At 37.0% G+C, this 17,744-nt stretch carries 22 protein-coding genes and 1 tRNA gene; 14 read left to right on the top strand and 9 right to left on the bottom strand.

The window, feature by feature from the left end; all coding sequences use genetic code 11:
* The first annotated feature begins 12 nt into the window (after positions 1 to 12).
* Positions 13 to 912, top strand: a complete 900-nt coding sequence (locus tag ABC255_RS23410) for an RluA family pseudouridine synthase (protein ID WP_412997265.1) — start codon at positions 13 to 15, stop codon at positions 910 to 912.
* A gap of 68 nt (positions 913 to 980) precedes the next feature.
* On the opposite strand, the gene prpE is transcribed toward ABC255_RS23410, so the two are convergent.
* Entirely contained in the window at positions 981 to 1,727 is a 747-nt protein-coding gene (gene prpE / locus ABC255_RS23405) for a bis(5'-nucleosyl)-tetraphosphatase PrpE (RefSeq protein WP_412997263.1), read from the bottom strand.
* A 76-nt stretch (positions 1,728 to 1,803) separates the two neighbouring features.
* Between prpE and ABC255_RS23400 the strand changes: the two genes are divergently transcribed.
* The 3 genes from ABC255_RS23400 (at position 1,804) to ABC255_RS23390 (ending at position 5,123) form a co-directional block, all read left to right on the top strand.
* A complete protein-coding gene (locus tag ABC255_RS23400; protein WP_412997261.1) occupies positions 1,804 to 3,651 on the top strand; it encodes a monovalent cation:proton antiporter family protein in 1,848 nt (615 codons plus the stop codon).
* Between the two features lie 102 nt (positions 3,652 to 3,753).
* Positions 3,754 to 4,524: an enoyl-ACP reductase FabI gene (gene fabI, locus ABC255_RS23395; protein WP_412997259.1), complete on the top strand. Its 771-nt coding sequence runs from the start codon at positions 3,754 to 3,756 to the stop codon at positions 4,522 to 4,524.
* A 101-nt stretch (positions 4,525 to 4,625) separates the two neighbouring features.
* Entirely contained in the window at positions 4,626 to 5,123 is a 498-nt protein-coding gene (locus ABC255_RS23390) for a CotO family spore coat protein (protein ID WP_412997257.1), read from the top strand.
* Between the two features lie 51 nt (positions 5,124 to 5,174).
* On the opposite strand, the gene ABC255_RS23385 is transcribed toward ABC255_RS23390, so the two are convergent.
* On the bottom strand, positions 5,175 to 5,687 hold the full coding sequence (locus tag ABC255_RS23385) for a CotY/CotZ family spore coat protein (RefSeq protein WP_335533629.1): 513 nt from the start codon (positions 5,685 to 5,687) through the stop codon (positions 5,175 to 5,177).
* A 128-nt stretch (positions 5,688 to 5,815) separates the two neighbouring features.
* On the opposite strand from ABC255_RS23385, the gene ABC255_RS23380 reads away from it, so the two are divergent.
* The 7 genes from ABC255_RS23380 to spoVIF all read left to right on the top strand — a co-directional run bounded on the left by ABC255_RS23380 (position 5,816) and on the right by spoVIF (position 9,458).
* Positions 5,816 to 6,166: a DUF1360 domain-containing protein gene (locus tag ABC255_RS23380; RefSeq protein ID WP_412997255.1), complete on the top strand. Its 351-nt coding sequence runs from the start codon at positions 5,816 to 5,818 to the stop codon at positions 6,164 to 6,166.
* Positions 6,167 to 6,503: 337 nt separating this feature from the next.
* The gene (locus tag ABC255_RS23375) at positions 6,504 to 6,971 is read left to right on the top strand and encodes a YhcN/YlaJ family sporulation lipoprotein (protein WP_412997253.1); all 468 of its coding nucleotides are present in this window, start codon (positions 6,504 to 6,506) and stop codon (positions 6,969 to 6,971) included.
* 19 nt (positions 6,972 to 6,990) lie between these two features.
* A complete protein-coding gene (spoVAC, locus tag ABC255_RS23370) occupies positions 6,991 to 7,467 on the top strand; it encodes a stage V sporulation protein AC (protein ID WP_335533634.1) in 477 nt (158 codons plus the stop codon).
* A complete protein-coding gene (gene spoVAD / locus ABC255_RS23365) occupies positions 7,468 to 8,493 on the top strand; it encodes a stage V sporulation protein AD (protein ID WP_412997251.1) in 1,026 nt (341 codons plus the stop codon).
* A 5-nt stretch (positions 8,494 to 8,498) separates the two neighbouring features.
* Entirely contained in the window at positions 8,499 to 8,855 is a 357-nt protein-coding gene (spoVAE, locus tag ABC255_RS23360) for a stage V sporulation protein AE (protein WP_412997249.1), read from the top strand.
* A 95-nt stretch (positions 8,856 to 8,950) separates the two neighbouring features.
* On the top strand, positions 8,951 to 9,067 hold the full coding sequence (locus ABC255_RS23355) for a YjcZ family sporulation protein (RefSeq protein ID WP_082799360.1): 117 nt from the start codon (positions 8,951 to 8,953) through the stop codon (positions 9,065 to 9,067).
* A gap of 136 nt (positions 9,068 to 9,203) precedes the next feature.
* The gene (gene spoVIF, locus ABC255_RS23350) at positions 9,204 to 9,458 is read left to right on the top strand and encodes a sporulation-specific transcription regulator SpoVIF (protein ID WP_306072344.1); all 255 of its coding nucleotides are present in this window, start codon (positions 9,204 to 9,206) and stop codon (positions 9,456 to 9,458) included.
* Between the two features lie 40 nt (positions 9,459 to 9,498).
* On the opposite strand, the gene ABC255_RS23345 is transcribed toward spoVIF, so the two are convergent.
* The 5 genes from ABC255_RS23345 to ABC255_RS23325 form a co-directional block, all read right to left on the bottom strand.
* Positions 9,499 to 11,787 carry a UvrD-helicase domain-containing protein gene (locus tag ABC255_RS23345; protein WP_412997247.1) on the bottom strand — a complete coding sequence of 763 codons (2,289 nt, stop codon included), beginning with the start codon at positions 11,785 to 11,787 and terminating at the stop codon, positions 9,499 to 9,501.
* A 231-nt stretch (positions 11,788 to 12,018) separates the two neighbouring features.
* Positions 12,019 to 12,441: a GNAT family N-acetyltransferase gene (locus tag ABC255_RS23340; protein WP_412997245.1), complete on the bottom strand. Its 423-nt coding sequence runs from the start codon at positions 12,439 to 12,441 to the stop codon at positions 12,019 to 12,021.
* Positions 12,442 to 12,447: 6 nt separating this feature from the next.
* Positions 12,448 to 12,960 (bottom strand): YjcG family protein, encoded by a 513-nt coding sequence (locus ABC255_RS23335; protein WP_412997243.1) that lies wholly within the window; start codon positions 12,958 to 12,960, stop codon positions 12,448 to 12,450.
* A 102-nt stretch (positions 12,961 to 13,062) separates the two neighbouring features.
* Entirely contained in the window at positions 13,063 to 13,785 is a 723-nt protein-coding gene (locus tag ABC255_RS23330; protein ID WP_412997241.1) for an alpha/beta hydrolase, read from the bottom strand.
* Positions 13,786 to 13,880: 95 nt separating this feature from the next.
* Positions 13,881 to 14,105, bottom strand: a complete 225-nt coding sequence (locus tag ABC255_RS23325) for a WYL domain-containing protein (RefSeq protein WP_412997240.1) — start codon at positions 14,103 to 14,105, stop codon at positions 13,881 to 13,883.
* Between the two features lie 146 nt (positions 14,106 to 14,251).
* On the opposite strand from ABC255_RS23325, the gene ABC255_RS23320 reads away from it, so the two are divergent.
* Positions 14,252 to 14,323, top strand: a tRNA-Val gene (locus tag ABC255_RS23320).
* Positions 14,324 to 14,373: 50 nt separating this feature from the next.
* Here ABC255_RS23320 and ABC255_RS23315 read toward each other — a convergent pair.
* Entirely contained in the window at positions 14,374 to 15,756 is a 1,383-nt protein-coding gene (locus tag ABC255_RS23315) for a sensor histidine kinase (RefSeq protein WP_412997238.1), read from the bottom strand.
* A 177-nt stretch (positions 15,757 to 15,933) separates the two neighbouring features.
* Between ABC255_RS23315 and ABC255_RS23310 the strand changes: the two genes are divergently transcribed.
* Complete coding sequence (locus ABC255_RS23310) at positions 15,934 to 16,086, top strand: hypothetical protein (RefSeq protein WP_412997236.1); 153 nt, start codon at positions 15,934 to 15,936, stop codon at positions 16,084 to 16,086.
* Positions 16,087 to 16,117: 31 nt separating this feature from the next.
* Here the strand turns inward: ABC255_RS23310 and ABC255_RS23305 are convergent, their stop codons facing one another.
* Complete coding sequence (locus ABC255_RS23305; protein ID WP_412997234.1) at positions 16,118 to 16,810, bottom strand: response regulator transcription factor; 693 nt, start codon at positions 16,808 to 16,810, stop codon at positions 16,118 to 16,120.
* Between the two features lie 230 nt (positions 16,811 to 17,040).
* On the opposite strand from ABC255_RS23305, the gene ABC255_RS23300 reads away from it, so the two are divergent.
* Positions 17,041 to 17,628 (top strand): YdhK family protein, encoded by a 588-nt coding sequence (locus ABC255_RS23300; RefSeq protein WP_412997232.1) that lies wholly within the window; start codon positions 17,041 to 17,043, stop codon positions 17,626 to 17,628.
* Positions 17,629 to 17,744 lie beyond the last annotated feature (116 nt).

Below are 17,744 nucleotides of genomic sequence, written 5' to 3'. Positions count from 1 at the left end.
GGAGGACGCCACATGAAACCAAATTTTGAATTGCATTGGACTATTAATCAACATCATGCCGGTCAAATGATTAAGGAATTCCTAAAAGAAAAGGAAATCTCTCGGATTGCTCTAACGGATATAAAATTCAAAGGCGGTAAAATTCTTGTTAATAACATAGAAGTGAATGTCCGCTATGTCTTAAAAGCAGATGATATTGTTACCGTTATTTTTCCTCCTGAAAATCCAAGTGAAGGTGTTAGCGGAGAAAAAATTAAATTAGAAATCCTTTTTGAAGATCCATTTATCTTGGTTGTAAATAAACCAGCTGGGATGAGTACCATTCCATCCAGGGAGCATCCTAGAGGAAGCCTGGCAAATGCCTTGGTGGGATACTACGAAGAAATTGGTATCAGGGCCACCTCCCATATTGTTACTCGTTTAGACCGCGATACCTCAGGCATAGTTTTAATTGCAAAACATCGTCATGTACATCACTTATTAAGTAAGCAGCAACAAAACGGTTATGTTAAAAGAACGTATGAAGCATTTGCTGAGGGTATTTTAAAGCATGACATGGGCTCGATTGAAGAACACATTGGCAGGAAAACTGACAGTATAATAGAGAGAGAAGTCCGAAATGATGGACAATATGCATGTACCCATTACAATGTGCTAAAAAGGTATACTGAGTTCAGCCATGTTGAGCTGCAGCTTGAGACTGGCAGAACTCATCAAATTCGGGTTCATATGTCTTTTATTGGCCATCCGTTACTGGGAGATGATTTATATGGGGGACATCATTTCTTGATTTCGCGACAAGCCCTGCATTGTAAAAAAATTCATTTTTTACACCCTTTAAGTGGCATGGAAATGAACTTTTCTGCACCACTTCCTTTAGATATGAATGAAATAATTAAGGCTGCCCTTTAAAAGGTCAGCCTTTTGCATTTTTTGAAGATTTCCTAGGAAATTTGTCGATATCCTTAGGATTATTTTCCCTATTTTGATTCAAAGTCTTTAAACTTCTCTTTAATATATGGCATAGTAGAATCTACAGAAACGATTTCCATCTCAGGATATCGAAGCGCAGTTAACTTACCGCCAAAAACAGCTCCAGTATCAATATTATATGTATTATTGATTACTCTTGGTTCTTTGACCGGGGTATGTCCGTATACGATGATCGCTTTACCAGTGTAATGTTTCGCCCAATCTCTTCTAACTGGGGAGCCATCAGGATGTTTTTCACCAGTTATATCTCCATAGAGGACAAACGTCTTAACCATAGCATTTGTTTTGCCGATAAATTCTTCTTTTATTCCAGCGTGAGCGATAACTAACTTATTTTGATCTAATACTAAATGAAGCGGGGATTTTTCATATAGGTCGATAAATTTATTTCGAATCGATTGCTGTTCTTTTTTGGTTAATTTTTTAAATTCTGCTACAGTAGTTTCTAGTCCATGTGTTTCCTGGACCTTATTCCCAAGGAAGTAGCGGTAAAGCTTATTGCAATGGTTCCCTGGTGTATAGAATGCCTGTTTTCGTTCGATTACAAGCCTCCAGACTATTTCAGCAACCTTTAAGGAAGATGGTCCACGGTCTGTTAAATCTCCGACGAAGGCTAAAGTTCTGTTTTCTGGGTGTACTGGGATTCCTTCCTTCCATTGGTAACCGCATTTGCTTGTTAAAGCTTCAAATTCTGGTAAACACCCATGTATATCACCGATTATATCAATTTTCATTGAAATGATTCCCCCTTTTTATATATTTTTTGTTGATTTAATGATTTTTATAAAAAGAAACGAAGGAGGACGACTTATGGAACAGCATGCTTCTGTAATCTCTTTATTAGTTGTCGTGACAGTGGCATTTGTAACGCCAATTTTACTCCACAGGTTAAGGTTAAATTATATACCTGTTGTCGTTGCAGAAATAATCATGGGACTAGTGATTGGCAAAAGCGGTTTTAATGTAGTACACGAAGATATGTGGTTATCAACACTTTCTACACTGGGATTTATTTTTTTGATGTTCCTTAGTGGATTAGAGATTGATTTTACTGCATTTACAGGAAGTAAGAAACCCGTCATACTGCCTAGTGGTAAAAAAGAACCGAATACCTTCATGATTTCAGGAATCATTTTTGCAGGTATCTTTATCTTTTCACTAGGTTTATCCTATCTGTTTGTCATTGCCGGTTTTATTGAAAATGCCTTTTTAATGACACTCATCATATCAACGATTTCTTTAGGGGTCGTCGTTCCAACCTTAAAAGAAGCACACCTAATGAAGACAAATATCGGTCAAATTATTTTATTGGTCGCAGTTGTAGCCGATTTAGTGACCATGATTCTCTTGGCTATCTTTGTGTCCATCTATGATCCAGGACAGGGGAATACATGGCTGTTACTGATTTTGTTTGCAGCCGGAGTTGTCTTGTATTTTGTGGGAAGAGTGTTTAAAAATCGACCTTTACTAGAATCACTGTCAAAAGGGACCGTACAGATTGGGACTCGAGCTGTTTTTATGTTGATTATTGTTTTAGTTGGGCTTTCCGAAACGGTAGGAGCGGAAAATATTCTAGGAGCCTTCCTTGCGGGGGTATTAGTTTCTCTTCTTTCACCAAACCAAGAACTGATCCATAAGCTAGATTCCTTCGGTTATGGTTTCCTAATCCCAATCTTCTTTGTAATGGTTGGTGTGGAACTAGATGTTTGGTCACTTTTTGCAGATAAAAAGCTAATATTATTAATTCCATTATTATTATTAGGACTGTTACTTTCAAAGGTTGTCCCGGTTTATTTATTGAAAATTTGGTACGATACCAAGACTGTATTAGCGTCAGGTTTTTTACTTACATCTACCCTATCCTTAGTGATTGCTGCAGCTACCATTGGGGAACGTATGAAGGTAATTACTCCGGAGATGAGTGGAACACTGATTCTGGTTGCCGTTATAACCTCTATATTTACACCGATTGCTTTTAAAAAATTATTCCCAATTGAAGTGGGTGCATACTCAAAAGTAAGAATTGCCTTTTTAGGGGCAAACCAAGTAACACTTCCTGTTTCACGGGAATTGAAATCGGGTCTATACGAACCGATCTTATATCATACTAAAAATGAAAAATCCGATAAAATGGTTTCAAATTCTTTATTTGATATAGTCGAGATATTTGATTATTCGTTGGAAACAATAGAAAAAAATAAAATTTTTCAAAATGAAATCATTGTTCTTTCTACCGGACATGAACAGACAAACGCAGATTTAGCGATAAAAGCGAAGGAAATGGGTGTATCTAGGGTAATTGCGCGTATTGAAGGTCCCGAACTAGAGCAAAGCCTGAGGGAAATGGAGATTGAGGTTTTCTCATCCTTTATGTCAACCAAAACATTACTCCGGGCCTTAATTGAAACACCTAGTGTTATAAACATCTTAACAAATCAAGAAACCTCACTACATGAAATAAGAATGCAAAATGAACAGTTTGATGGTATGACATTAAGGAAGTTCCCGTTTACAGGAGATGTTATTTTTGTACGAATTTTCCGAGGGAAGGACTCCATAGTTCCTCATGGTGACACTGAGCTGCTCTTAAATGACCGTTTGATTGTTACTGGATCGAAGGAATATGTGGATGAATTGAAAAGGGAGCTCGAATTCTAAATGCTATAAATGCTTTACTTTTCATTTTTTAGTAAATAGTGTAATATTAGTACCAAGTACTAATAACTAATATAAAAGTTTAAGTAGGGGGACTATTTCTATATGAATCTTTCTTTAGCAGGAAAAACATATGTTGTAATGGGTGTTGCAAATAAACGTAGTATTGCATGGGGGATTGCTCGTTCGCTGCATAATGCAGGCGCACGTTTAGTTTTTACTTATGCAGGTGAAAGACTAGAAGGGAATGTCCGAGAATTAGCGGAATCATTAGAAGCCGAAGGGACCTTAGTACTTCCGTGTGATGTAACAAATGATGAAGAAGTGGCTAAATGCTTTACGGCAATTAAAGAAACAGTAGGAAACATACATGGAGTTGCGCACTGTATTGCTTTTGCTAACAAAGAAGAGCTAAAAGGCGAATACCTGAATACTACAAGAGAAGGTTTCTTATTAGCACACAATATCAGTTCTTATTCTTTAACTGCTGTGGCAAAAGAGGCAAGAGGGTTGATGGTTGAGGGCGGCAGTATCGTGACCTTAACATACCTTGGAGGAGAGCGTGCATTACCAAATTATAATGTCATGGGTGTGGCTAAAGCTTCCCTAGATGCCAGCGTTCGCTATCTTGCAGCAGATTTAGGGAAAGATGGCATTCGTGTTAATTCAATCTCAGCTGGTCCAATTCGTACGTTATCTGCAAAAGGGGTAGGCGACTTTAACGAAATTACAAAAGTAGTCGAAGAGAGAGCGCCATTACGGAGAGCAACAACAACAGAAGAAGTTGGTGATACGGCTTTATTCCTTTTCAGTGACCTTTCAAGAGGAATCACAGGAGAAAATATCCACGTTGATTCAGGATTCCATATTTTATAATTGTAATGCCCGTTAATAAATAGCGGGCATTTTTTTATGAACGGGTATAGGCAATTTGCATACATATAGAGTGTAGGGCTAGGTAAATGGAGGTGAATTGGATGGAGAAAAAGACAAAACGTGGACCGTTACTTTACGTCTCACAGACTTTTTTAGATACACCTGTAAAAAACATGCAAGAAATTTTTACAAACCGGCAAGAGGTCCAACTGCCGTTAGAAGAACCAAAGCTAGAGGAGGAAAGCAACAAGAAAGTCTTTGAGGTTTCACTGGCTAAGACTGATTTACCTAAAGAGTCTAAAGTTAAAGAAGTAAAGCAGGAGAAAAAAACTCAAAGTAATCAAGAAAAACAACGTGCATTTAACCGTGTAAAAGGCTTTAAGGAAATGGATCTTAAGGAGCGATTAGAATATCTGGATAATTTCCCTAAAGCATTACCACCTGTTCCATGCGTCTTTTATACCGAGGAAAAGAACTACCAAGGCTATTTAGTGGAATACAACGAACAAGATGTAACCATTCGATTTCCAAATCAAACAACTGAAACTATACCTTTAAAAAATTTAAAAGATGTCTTGATGATTGGAATAAAGCGATAAACAAAAAAAGCCAGCCGGGTTAATCGACTGGCTCATTTTATTTATCAAAAATTAGTCACAAAGACCAAGATCGACATCAGCAATACACTGTATTGCACAGAAACAATTTAAGTCAACTGTGATACAGTCATTGCTTGCTCTGAATCGATTAACCTGACAGACTCTTTCAAGGTTAATACAGCATCTGTCCCCGCCAGCAACGAGATTAACCGGCACAAATCCTCCGTTGTCACTGCGTCCTGGAATGAGAACACGAAGTGTTGCACAACAATTATCAAATACATCTTCCACTCGGAAGAAGATTGATACGCAAGCATTGGTTTCGCCGCTAAAGAACGCGTGGAATGGTGAGCCATCAGCGTTTTTTAATACAAAAACACGAGTATCAGCACGCTCTCTCCTTGCTGGTGACACTAATGAACCAAGCGGTTCCAAGAAACAACTTGGGCAATCTACGCACTCATCATCTAATACAGCATTATCTTGGATATCTTTTATTGCACGTACTACATCGCAGACGCAACCATTATTACTGCGAGAGTCACTATTTCTGCCACAACCCATTAATTACTCCTCCTTAATCCGTGATATTTATCTTACACTACTAACATATTTAAGCAGGACTAATTGGGTAACGGACAAACGCCTTTTTGATGAAAATTAGGCTAATTATACGGAAAAGGACGGTAGAAATGAACATTGATTTTTTAAGTTTTACTATTTTGGCATTGGCCTCATTTAGATTAACCAGGCTCATTGTATTTGATAAAATCACAGAGTTTCTCCGTGATCCGTTCTTTGATGAAATTGAAGAAGAAAATGAAGTCGGGACAATAGAGGTATATTACCTTCCAAAGGCAACGCCGATAAAAAAATTTATTGGGGAGCTGCTTAGCTGTTATTGGTGTACAGGAGTTTGGGTTTCAACGGCACTAGTCGTTGGATACCTGCTAATACCTGTTGTTTTCGTCCCGATTATCCTCATTTTTGCTGTGGCGGGTTTAGCAGCAATCCTAGAATCCATTGTTCAGCTTTGGATTTAATAAGCTAAAATAGTTGTCCGCCCGAGACAAGTTCTTGAGTTCTTTCATATCTTAACAGTAGGACTAAGTATGGGAGTGGTGGAAAGTGAATATAGAAAATAAGAAAACGCAAACAACAAGAAAATCTCAAACAAAAAAAACTACTAAGAAAAAAGGCTGTGGCTGCGGCAAAAAGTCTCAAAGATAATCGGTAAACTGCCAGTTTTTTAACGGCAGTTTTTTTTTGCCCATTATTAACAAATATAAAAGTTGTTCTAACCTTGTCATAATTTCCGGTTATCTCGAAAAAACTACTATGTAGTGATATTTCTAAATTTGGATAAGGGAAGGGAAAGAAATGGTCTACATAATTCGAGTGATTTTTATTGTATGCGTATCATTATTGGTCTCCTGCAGTCAGGGGCAAACTGAAAAGGAAAGCCAATTGGCTCTCATGAAAACGACCAATCCTAACCCGACTGTTACCGAAAATAACAACGACCAGGATAACGTTGAAAGAATTGAGCGGGAAGTGGAGAGTATTGATGAGATTTATGATGTGGCTGTAGTGAAGGGGAAAGAGGCAACACTTATTGTATATAAAGTGAAGCATATGCAGCGTTTTAGAATGAAGCAAATTGAAAAGGACTTAAACAAAAAGCTGGAAGAGAAATACCCAAACGAACAATTCACAGTTTCAAGTGACTATAAGATATTTTTAGAAGCCGTACGGCTTGTTGAAAGAAAGGATAATGGAAACCTTTCGGATAAGCAGGCTGAGAAACGGTTAAACGAAATCGTAAAAATGACATCAGATATGAAGTAAGAAAGGGGATGGACAGCAAATGGCAAGCAAGCAGAAAAAAATGACGCCTCAGCAGCAAAAGTATCAGCAGCTTCAACAAAAGCATGAATTGAAACGACCAGTCTTAAAAAATTGTATCAAAGCATTTTTTGTGGGCGGTTTAATTTGTGTTGTTGGTCAAGCTATAAGTTATTTTTATATTTACTACTTTGACTTCACTGAACAAAGTGTCGGGAATCCCACGGTTGCGACAATGGTATTTTTATCAATGCTGCTAACGGGATTTGGAGTTTATGATCGTCTAGGACAATTTGCCGGTGCAGGTAGTGCCGTTCCTGTAACTGGTTTTGGAAATGCTGTTATATCCGCCGCTATCGAGCACAGAACAGAAGGCTTCGTATTAGGAGTTGGAGGAAATATGTTTAAACTTGCTGGCTCGGTTATTCTATTCGGCGTTTTCTCAGCTTTTGTGGTTGCGCTAATAAAAACGCTACTTGGAATGTGGGGGGTTTTGTAATTGTTAAAAGGGCAACAATCTTGGGTCTTTCAAAACAGACCAATGATCTTGTCAACGGGTGTCTCCGGCGGCCCCTTTGAGGCAAATGGCAACTTAGCAGACGACTTTGATATTTTACACGAAGATTTATGGATGGGGATGGACTCTTACGAGAAAGCACAAAGAGTTTTATTGGAAGAGGCTATAACCACAACATTAAAGAAAGCAAAGATGGAAAAAGAGCAAATTGAATTTTTATTTGCAGGAGATTTGATCAACCAAATCACTCCATCTAGCTTTGCAGCGAGGACTGTACAAATCCCTTATTTCGGACTATTTGGTGCTTGCTCCACATCGATGGAAGGGTTGGCGTTAGCGTCTTTTGTGGTCAATTATCAAGGGGCACGTAACGTGTTAACAGGAGCCTCAAGCCATAATGCAGCAACTGAAAAACAATTCCGCTATCCAACTGAATATGGAGGACAGAAGCCGCCTACAGCACAATGGACAGTTACAGGTGCAGGGGTAGGGCTGGTAACTGAGAATATCCCTGGACAACAGCATCCCGTTACCACATCAGCAACAATTGGCAAAGTTATTGACATGGGATTGTCTGATCCTTTTAATATGGGCGGGGCTATGGCACCTGCAGCTGCCGATACCATAATGGCCCATTTTCGGGATTTAGAATTAGATCCATCCCACTACGATTTAATCATTACCGGTGACCTAGGGAGAATCGGGCATGACACCGCCTTTGAATTAATTAATAAAAGCGGGCTCAAATTAGAACGAAAACAATTTCAAGATTGTGGACTATTACTATATAAGGATGATCAGCCCGTGCAGGCTGGTGCGAGCGGTGCGGGATGTTCGGCAACAGTTTTATATGGTCATTTGATAAATCAGATGAAAAAGGGAGTATATAAGCGAATATTAGTGGTTGCAACGGGTGCATTGTTATCGCCGCTTAGTTTTCAGCAAAAAGAATCGATTCCTTGTATAGCACATGCAGTAAGCATTGAAATGAATGAAGTGGGAGGGTAATTCTTATGTTAGCAATGTTTTTTTGGGCATTTGTGGTTGGTGGAATTATTTGTGTAATCGGACAGCTTTTATTTGATGTTGCTAAGCTAACACCCGGTCATACCTTAAGCTTACTAGTGGTGGCAGGAGCCGTCTTAGATGGTTTTGGTCTGTATGAACCGCTTGTTGACTTTGCAGGTGCAGGAGCAACCATTCCAATCACGAGTTTTGGTAACTCTTTGGTGCACGGTGCCATGCAGGATGCTGAGAAGCATGGAATTATCGGGGTTTTGACTGGTATGTTCCAAGTTACCAGTTCAGGAATTTCAGCGGCGATTATTTTTGGATTTATCGGCGCATTAATCTTTAAACCAAAGGGTTAAAAAATTTCTAAGGTTGTCTGTAGAGTGGCGCCCAGTACACTTTTAAGGTATATCTCATATGTTATAAATGAGAATACAAAGTGAGGTGACACTCTATGTTCTGTGGATATGGCGGCTATGGCTACGGTGGTGGATATGGCGGCGGTTCAACTTTTGTTTTAATCGTCGTATTATTCATTCTTTTAATCATCGTTGGTGCAAGCTTTTATTAAAAAACTGCATAAACGTGCAGGCAAAGAAGAGGTTGGCCATAACAGTTGGCCAGCCTTTTCTTTTTTTTATTTTTTTCACGTTTTTACCCTTCCTTCATACACTATCAGTAGCCTATGAAGGAGCGTGATCTTTGCCATGGATAATGGTTTTTTTAAGAATGTTGAAAAGAAAACTGGCGTTAATATGAAAGATATTTTTGATTTAGCAAATTCCTTACAAAATGCAAACTTTAAAGATGAAAATACCGTTCGTAATGTGATCCGCCGTGTTTCACAAATTGCCAACAAACCGGTAGATAAGGCAACAGAAGATAAAATTGTCCAGTCCATTGTTAACGATGGAAAACAGCTTGATTTTAATACGATTTCAAAAATGATTAATAAGAAATAAGTCAAAAAGACCTCTTTCCTTATGGAAACAGGTCTTTTTGTTACTTTTTCTTTCTTTTCATTAAAGGTGATAAGAAACGCGAAGGGTTAGCTTTTTTGCCTCTGCGATTTTGGGGTACAGACATTAGAAGCTCTTGTTTTGCACGAGTCATAGCTACATAAAAAAGTCTTCTTTCTTCTTCAATTGCTGCAAAGTCACCATTTCTTAAGCCGTCCAAAGCGTAATCATGCGGAAGGCTGCCATCTACTGCTCCTATGATATATACATTTTTATATTCTAATCCCTTTGCACGGTGGATGGTACTTAGACTAATTGCATCGGCAAAATGTTTGCTTAAATTTTTGATTTCCTTGTTCATAGCCGTCATATGTTCGGCATGAGACAAGAAAGATTGAATACTCGTAAAGCTTTTGGCTGCAACCTTTAGATCTTTTAAATCATCAGAACCTTTATCTTGCTGATTCGATTCAGTGCCGCGTTTTTTTAAAAAATCAAGGTAACCCAGGTCTTTTTCAACCGTTTCAATTGACTTTAACGGAGACACGAATTTCAACGAGCGAATGAGTTGAACGGCTTTTTTTAATTTCTTTTCTTGAAAAGAGTGTTTTGTTTTTAAATGGGAAAGGGCTTCTAGATAGGTACAATCCTTCAGTATGCTTTCTGCCTTTAAATCCTTAAGCACGGTTTGACTCAAAAAAAGACTAGGTAAAATATTTGATAATGCCTGATGGTCATCTTCATCCAAGCTTATTTTTAGAAAAGAAAGTACGCTTCTAACAATGTGTCGTTCATAAAAAGCCTCTGAATCTAAATCAATTTTAAAAGGCAGGTTTGAACTGGCCAACCTTTCAAACACAGCACGAGAACCGGCATTTGTCCGATATAAAATGGCAAACTCAGATGGATTTGCTCCCCGTACAATTTTCTCTTGGATATCGGTTACAATCATCGTTGCTTCTTCTTCCTCATCAAAAGGGAAAAAGAGGAAGGGAGAGGTACTTGATTCAAATTGTGCCTTCATTTTCTTTACTCTTCTAACTTTATTCTTTGCAATCATCTCATTTGCCGCAGAGACAATTTCATGGGATGAGCGGTAGTTTTGCTCTAGTGTAACCAATTTTGCATAAGGAAAGTCTTTTTCAAACTCTAAAAGATAACTAGGATCACTGCCTCGGAAGGAATAGATGGCCTGATCGTCATCGCCAACAGCACAAACGTTTTTATGCTTGTCTGACAGCAACTTTATCAATTCATATTGAACCTTGTTGATATCTTGAAATTCATCAATCAGAAAATACTGAAAGCGATTTTGGTAAAGTTCAAGTAAAGACGGGGAACTGCTCAGCAACTGATAGCAGCCTATCAGCATATCGTCAAAATCAAATAGACCTTTTTGGGTTTTATATTCCTCATACTTTTTATAAAGGTAGGCAGCTTTTTCTTCCCAATCAGTAAGCGGCTTCACCTCATGAGGGAAAAGAAGTGAGTTCTTCCAGAAACCAATCTGCTGTAGTGCTAAATCATAAGCAAATTCCTTTTCAGATAAATCGATTTCCCTGCCTGCCTCTTTCAAAATCTTATCGCGCTGCCATTCTTTCTTCAACAGACGATCTGACGACCAATTGCTTCCTTCATGGTACATAAGAATACGGTAAAAAATACTGTGAAAGGTGCCTGTCACCAGGTTGTTTATTTGTTCCTTCTTAATCTGAGGATAGGAAAGTAATCGATTTTTCATTTCTCCAGCGGCTTTTGATGTAAAGGTGACGAGCATAATGGTGCGCGGATCAATTTTTTTTACATCCAACATGTAAGCAGTCCGTGCTGTAAGTACTCTTGTTTTGCCACTCCCCGCGCCAGCAAGGACTAATAATGATCCTTCTGTTTCCACGACAGCTGCCGCTTGACTTTTATCAAGAATAACTCCGTTTGCTGCCAGCTTTCTTAAATAGGAGTCATTTGCAAGATGGCTTACACCTTCAGTTTTTTTAAATGGAACGGAGCAATCTATCGTTTTGGCTGGACGGAATAAGCTTGTATTTCTTGTAGTTTCAATAATCGTTCTTCCTTGGGGGATTACGAAACCATTCCGTTCCACAATCACCGGTTCCAATTCTTCTGTAATTACTGGTTCTGGGCATTTATATTCCGGAGATTTTATGTGATAAAAATAGGGTTCCTCCTGAATGCCGAGAAATAACCGGACTTTTTCATGGCAAACAGGACATGATAACTCTCCATTTTTTCCATGCATATATAGTATTTGATATTGCTCTCTTGCTAATTGGTCAAGAACAATCCTTTGGTTTTGGTGCATAGCAATTTTCATTTTTTAGCCTCTTTTTTTTAAGCTCTTAAAGAGCTTGCAAACTTAATCTCAAGCGCAAAAATAGTTTATTTTACGTTAAAATCGGCTTTAGGATTTTAACAACAATCTTTACAAAATAGCCTATTTAAAATACGACAAACTCTATGATAACAAAACCAGTGGATATCGAAAAGTGCCCTTGTATTCAAGAAATGAAAAAAGCACCGCCGCTAAAAGGGCAAGTGCTTGGAATTAAATTTTTTTGATCATTGTCTTATGGGGGATTCCTGCGTCTAAAAATTCCTCTGAAACTACCTCATATCCAAGGTTAGCGTAGAATGGAATAGCATGTGTCTGTGCATTTAACTTTAACTTATGTAAAGCTTTTTTTAAAGCATAAGCTTCAATCTCTCTCATTATTGCTTTTCCAGCACCGGTGTTTCTAGCTTCTTTTAATACACAGATGCGTTCTACCTTACCGAAACCATCCACAACACGAAAGCGGCCAGCAGCGACCGGTGTGCCTTCCTGGTAAGATACGAAATGTACAGAATCCTCCTCAAACAGATCAATTTCTTCAACTTCAGGGACATTTTGTTCGTCGATAAAAACAGTTCTTCTGACAGAGAAAGCATCTTGTAGTTCTTTTTCATTTTCACAAACTTTTACATTCACAGTTGATTATTCCTTTCCTAGGCGAAATGTTTCATAAACCGTCCAAGAACCATTTTCTAATTGATATAGTAAATGGAAGCGGTCAATAGTCTCTTCATGGTCAAATCTTTTCATCCTTAATGAACCGTAAACATCTGAATGCTCATCATTCGATAGCTTTTGACCAATTGTAATATGTGGAACGAAAGCATATTCTAAATTTTGCTCACTAAACTCTTGATTTATTTCATGATGCAATTGGTTTAACTCTTTAGTTTGTTCTACTTTAAAATAAATCACATTATTTACTGGCTGGAAAGAGCTGATTTTTGTGGTTTTTAAGGTAAAGGCACTGTTATTACTTGCAATTTGCCGTAATTTATCTGCAAAATGGACTACTTCTTGTTCTGTTGCTTCAAAAGCATTCTTCAACGTTAAATGCGGAGTAATTAGTGAATAATGCGGGTCATAACGCTTACGATAGGAATTGGCTAAATCTTGTAGATTTTTTGATGGAAAAATAACAACCCCAAATTTCATATGTCTAACCTCCAGATTAGAAGAATTTTTTCTGTGATTAATGTGTGCAGTCATAGACCTTCTTGATATTATAGCAAATATTCAAAAAATATGAAATTACCTTTAAAACATCCTCTTGAGTGCTCTCTTTAAATCTGGCTGCCAATATGTCCATGTATGGTCGCCATCAAATTCATCGTAGAAGTATGTAAATGACTTGTCTGTAAAGATAGTTGAGAGTCTGCGATTTGGACTAAGGAAGTCACTTGTTTTACCATTAGTGGTTTGAACCTCTGTTTCTAGGTTTCCAACGATGTGATATATTTCTAAAAGTTCTGTTTCTGTGAAGCTGTTAACCATGTCCAATACCTTTTCATTTATGTAAGGTGATTGTAAAAGAACCTTTCCAAAACTGTGCGGGTATTGGAGAGCGATCATTAACGATACGGTTGCAGCTAGTGAGTCGCCAATTAGTGCTCTTGTAGAGCCCATTTGATAGGTTGGAAACTCTTTGTCAAGGTAAGGAACTAATTCATGTGCCAAGAAACGAATGTACTGTTGATGTTGATCACCATCGGGGTGGTATTTCCTGCGGCGATCACCTACATTTTTATAGGGTATCCCAACAATGATTAAATTTTCAATTTCTCGGTTAAAAAGATACTCATCTGCTAATCGGCCAATTTTGCCAAGTTGAAAATAATCGCGACCGTCTTGGGCAATTAACAGAGAGTACTTAAATAATGGTGAGAAATTTGCAGGTAAATAGATGAGAAGAAGAATATCTTCCCCCAGCTCATTGCTCTTAATGGTATGTTCTTTTATCGTGCCTTTTGGTATCTCCATACGACAATCCCCCAATGTTCGATAGATACAACTGAATTTTACCATAACTATGGTGGGAATGCTCAAGGCGAGAGGAGGATATTGCAGTGTTTGGATTAGTGTAGGAAGGTATTATTGGAGCGAGTATTTGGCATTAAGGATAATATATTTTCCCGTCGGAAGGTGCGAACCTGTTTACGGAGCAGACAATAAGCACGAATGTACTCATCATTGACTTCCTTCACAAGTAATTTACGCTGTGAAATCTGCTGGTCGCTAGACAAGTAAATCATCTCTAATGGAATATTTTCCTCTATAGAACGTAACAAAAGCCCATCCATAATGATCCCGCCTTTCTGATAACATATACTATAATTATATCCGAACATTCGTTCTTTATTCGAGGTATTCTGGAAAATGTGTTCTTTTTAAAAACTATTGACTTTTTTTTAGTTTTTACTATAATTATATTTGTAGCTTAATAAGAGATCTGATAGTTCAGCGGGAGAATACATCCTTGACAGGGATGGGGTCGGGGGTTCGAATCCCTCTCAGATCATAAAAAAAATCCTAACATCTAATTGGTGTTAGGATTTTTTTTATTTGCCACTATAATCTCTTTAAAATAATTGTGAAGCAAGTTCCTTCGCCAACCTGACTTTCAACGGTAATCTCTCCTCCATGGGCTTCGACTAGTTGCTTTACTATTGCGAGGCCAAGACCGAATCCGCCAGTGGCCCTTGATCTAGATTTATCTACTCTGTAAAGGCGGTCAAATATGTGTGGAAGGTCCTCAATTGGTATACCAACCCCTTGGTCCTTAATAGTTATCTGTATAATTCCATTGTCTTCAATTGCCTTTACAGTCGTGGTACTTGATTCTTTTGAGTATTTAAGACAATTATCTAACAGGTTTATTAGAACTTGTTCAAATCGAATTGGGTCTAAATAAACAAATATGTTGTCAGAACAATCTAATATCAATTGTATTCCTTTATTTTTAAAGGCAGGCAATACTCGCTCATAGATTGAATGAATATAGTTGCAGAAATTAACTTTTTCTTTATTTATAGAAAACGTATTCTGGTCCAATTTTGCCATATCAAATAATTCTTTTAGTAAGCTGCTTACACGTTGGGATTCTTCCTTAATTATTTCAAGATATTGGACTCTATCCTTTTCGTCAAGTTTCGGTCGTCTAGCTATATCTGCATATCCATTAATATAAGTCAATGGAGTACGAAGTTCGTGAGAAATACTTGCTAAAAATTCATTCCTTTCCTGTTTTAAGTAATTCAAGTCATTGGCAAGTGTTTGAATTGCTTCTGAAAGCTCCCCTAGTTCATCATTAGAGGGTTTTGGCAGAGTAACAGTAAAATCACCTTTGCTTAGTTTTTTGGTTGCCTCTTTCATGGTAATTAAAGGCTTTGTCAAAGCTTTAGATAAAAAGAAAATGAAAATAAGAACAGAGAATAAGATCAATAGTGACGCAACAATCATATGTTTATTTAATTGGGAAATGAGCTTTTGGACATCTGCGGTGTTCTTAAACATATATACATAACCGAATTCTTTACCGTTCTTAGTAAATGCTGTTACGGTGGATATATACTGTTCATTCTTCCAGTCAGACTGTATGATTTTTCCGCTTCTTGGAAGTTTAGAATTGGAAATAGGAATATTTAATATGTCATTAATGCTGTTATTAATCTTAATAGAGGTAAGGACTATCTCTCCCTTAGTATTTTTTACCACAACCTGGGTATCTGAGTGTAATCCTAACAATTTTATATGACTTAGAGTGTGGGAGTCAGAATTAATTTCTAATATATCCCGTTGACTATTTCCTGTTGCTTGAAGATGATCAAATTCCTGGTGAACCCGTGAATGGACTAAATTTCTATGTAAGTATGTCATAGAAACAATCTCTATTAACAATATACATACAGAGAACCATAATCCTAACTTTAAGGAAATTTTCAATGCAAACACCTCATAGTATTAATAAAATTATTTTATTAAAATAATGTGAAGAAAGTATGCAGATTGTCAAATTATTGTTTGAAAAATTGCTACAAAATCTTGTTATTTTCTGCACAATTCTTATATAAACTCAAAATTAATTAAATACCTATTCTTCACACTCTAGGAGATGTTAGGAGGAGTAATATGAATAATTTGCAGCTAATGAAGTTTAGACTTCGACAAATGGAGAAGGAAACAAATTCAACTTTAAAGGAAAAAAATACGATCGTTCTAGCAGTAGAGAAAATGGTCAGTGCCATTAAATATCTATTAAATATCAAAAATCGCTTCCAATAGGAAACGATTTTTTTATTTAAGATTAATACTTTTAATGTGTTACAGGGTCCTCAGTTACCCACTTATATCCAACACCCCAAACTGTAAAAAGATGGCTATCTATAGGAAATCCTGCATTTCGCAATTTCTCTCGTAGATTTCTAATATGGGAATCGATCGTTCGATCATCAATATGTGAGTTTAATCCCCAAATGGTTGATAATAGATGGTCTCGTGAAAATACTTTGTGAGGATTCTTTAAAAATAACCCAATTAATGCAAATTCTTTAGGTGTTACTTGAATAGACTGGCTTTGATATTTTAATTCAACAGAATCTTCTTTCCATTCTAAACCTTTAAAGACCAGTAGTTTTTCTTTTAAATCATTTGTTCTTCTTAATAATGCTTCAATACGTGCTAATAATTCATCTTCGTTGAAAGGCTTCGTGACATAATCATCTGCTCCAAATTTTAATCCTTTAATGACATCCATAGTCTCGCTTCGAGCAGTAAGCATAATAATCGGAACATTGGAAAATTCCCTTATTTTTTTGCAGGTTGTCCAGCCATCCATTTCGGGCATCATAACATCAAGAATCACTATATCAATTTTTTCCTCTTCTAATAAATTCAAGGCATCTTTACCCGATTCCAACTTTATACATTTAAAGCCATGGGGTTCTAAATAAAGACCTAAAAGGTTTAGCATTCGGGTTTCATCATCAACAAGTAAAATAGTTACCATAATTCCACCACCTAAAAAACTGTTTTTATCATAATAATAAAAGAAAAATATGAAGAATGTTTGCAGATTTTAAATTTATCGTTATTATTTTTGAATTGTCTTATTACAAAAAGGGTAAACAAAATGAGTAAAGTGACAATTCAACGGTGTTTTTCAAATTCCATAATTTCTGCATATTTTTATGCTAATCTATAAAAGGTTTAAATAAAGGGTAAAGGAGTAGATATTAGATGTTTAAAAAAAGTTTTAAAAAAGTAGTTTTCCTACTATTGGTAGCTCTTTTCTTAATATTAGGAGCATGTTCAAAAACTAATGATGAATCCGGAGAAAAAAAGGAAGGTACTGAATCCAACGAAAGCACACATGGTGCACACTCTAATATGAACCATTCAGGTTCAAGTGAAGTTCCTGAAGGATTGAAGGTATCTGAAAATCCAAAATATGAAGTAGGTACTAAGGCAATGATTGAATCAGATCACATGGAAGGGATGAAGGGGGCTGAAGCTACGATTGTGGGAGCCTATGACACAACTGTCTATACTATTTCTTACACTCCAACAGATGGTGCAGAAAAAGTGGAAAACCATAAATGGGTAATTCACGAGGAAATTAAAGATGCTGGCGACGAACCATTTAAACCTGGTTCAGAAGTTAAGATAAATGCTGAACATATGGAAGGGATGGATGGAGTAACAGCTGAAATTGATTCAGCAGAAGCAACAACCGTTTATATGGTTGATTTCACTACCACGGACGGAGAAAAAGTAACGAATCATAAATGGGTAACAGAAAGTGAATTATCACCAACTAAACAGTAATTGAAAAATTAAAGCTGTCGAGAAATCGGCAGCTTTATTGTGTATATAGTATTTTTCAAAATATTGTCACTCGAACTCCTAAGAAAAAGCAAAGTTATATAAGAAATGAATTCAAG

The sequence above is a fragment of the Neobacillus canaveralius genome (assembly GCF_047237705.1).
Taxonomy (GTDB): Bacteria; Bacillota; Bacilli; order Bacillales; family Cytobacillaceae; genus Neobacillus; species Neobacillus niacini_K.
This window is presented reverse-complemented; position numbering and strand designations above follow the sequence as displayed.

What these genes read in the sequence shown, in the direction of transcription:
- fabI (WP_412997259.1), top strand. Translation starts at nt 3,754, where the DNA reads ATGAATCTTTCTTTAGCAGGAAAAACATATGTTGTAATGGGTGTTGCA.
- ABC255_RS23345 (WP_412997247.1), bottom strand. Translation starts at nt 11,787, where the DNA reads ATGAAAATTGCTATGCACCAAAACCAAAGGATTGTTCTTGACCAATTA.
- spoVAC (WP_335533634.1), top strand. Translation starts at nt 6,991, where the DNA reads ATGGCAAGCAAGCAGAAAAAAATGACGCCTCAGCAGCAAAAGTATCAG.
- ABC255_RS23300 (WP_412997232.1), top strand. Translation starts at nt 17,041, where the DNA reads ATGTTTAAAAAAAGTTTTAAAAAAGTAGTTTTCCTACTATTGGTAGCT.
- ABC255_RS23375 (WP_412997253.1), top strand. Translation starts at nt 6,504, where the DNA reads ATGGTCTACATAATTCGAGTGATTTTTATTGTATGCGTATCATTATTG.
- ABC255_RS23380 (WP_412997255.1), top strand. Translation starts at nt 5,816, where the DNA reads ATGAACATTGATTTTTTAAGTTTTACTATTTTGGCATTGGCCTCATTT.
- prpE (WP_412997263.1), bottom strand. Translation starts at nt 1,727, where the DNA reads ATGAAAATTGATATAATCGGTGATATACATGGGTGTTTACCAGAATTT.
- ABC255_RS23355 (WP_082799360.1), top strand. Translation starts at nt 8,951, where the DNA reads ATGTTCTGTGGATATGGCGGCTATGGCTACGGTGGTGGATATGGCGGC.
- ABC255_RS23325 (WP_412997240.1), bottom strand. Translation starts at nt 14,105, where the DNA reads ATGGATGGGCTTTTGTTACGTTCTATAGAGGAAAATATTCCATTAGAG.
- ABC255_RS23310 (WP_412997236.1), top strand. Translation starts at nt 15,934, where the DNA reads ATGAATAATTTGCAGCTAATGAAGTTTAGACTTCGACAAATGGAGAAG.
- ABC255_RS23335 (WP_412997243.1), bottom strand. Translation starts at nt 12,960, where the DNA reads ATGAAATTTGGGGTTGTTATTTTTCCATCAAAAAATCTACAAGATTTA.
- ABC255_RS23410 (WP_412997265.1), top strand. Translation starts at nt 13, where the DNA reads ATGAAACCAAATTTTGAATTGCATTGGACTATTAATCAACATCATGCC.
- spoVIF (WP_306072344.1), top strand. Translation starts at nt 9,204, where the DNA reads ATGGATAATGGTTTTTTTAAGAATGTTGAAAAGAAAACTGGCGTTAAT.
- spoVAE (WP_412997249.1), top strand. Translation starts at nt 8,499, where the DNA reads ATGTTAGCAATGTTTTTTTGGGCATTTGTGGTTGGTGGAATTATTTGT.
- ABC255_RS23385 (WP_335533629.1), bottom strand. Translation starts at nt 5,687, where the DNA reads ATGGGTTGTGGCAGAAATAGTGACTCTCGCAGTAATAATGGTTGCGTC.
- ABC255_RS23390 (WP_412997257.1), top strand. Translation starts at nt 4,626, where the DNA reads ATGGAGAAAAAGACAAAACGTGGACCGTTACTTTACGTCTCACAGACT.
- ABC255_RS23305 (WP_412997234.1), bottom strand. Translation starts at nt 16,810, where the DNA reads ATGGTAACTATTTTACTTGTTGATGATGAAACCCGAATGCTAAACCTT.
- ABC255_RS23400 (WP_412997261.1), top strand. Translation starts at nt 1,804, where the DNA reads ATGGAACAGCATGCTTCTGTAATCTCTTTATTAGTTGTCGTGACAGTG.
- ABC255_RS23330 (WP_412997241.1), bottom strand. Translation starts at nt 13,785, where the DNA reads ATGGAGATACCAAAAGGCACGATAAAAGAACATACCATTAAGAGCAAT.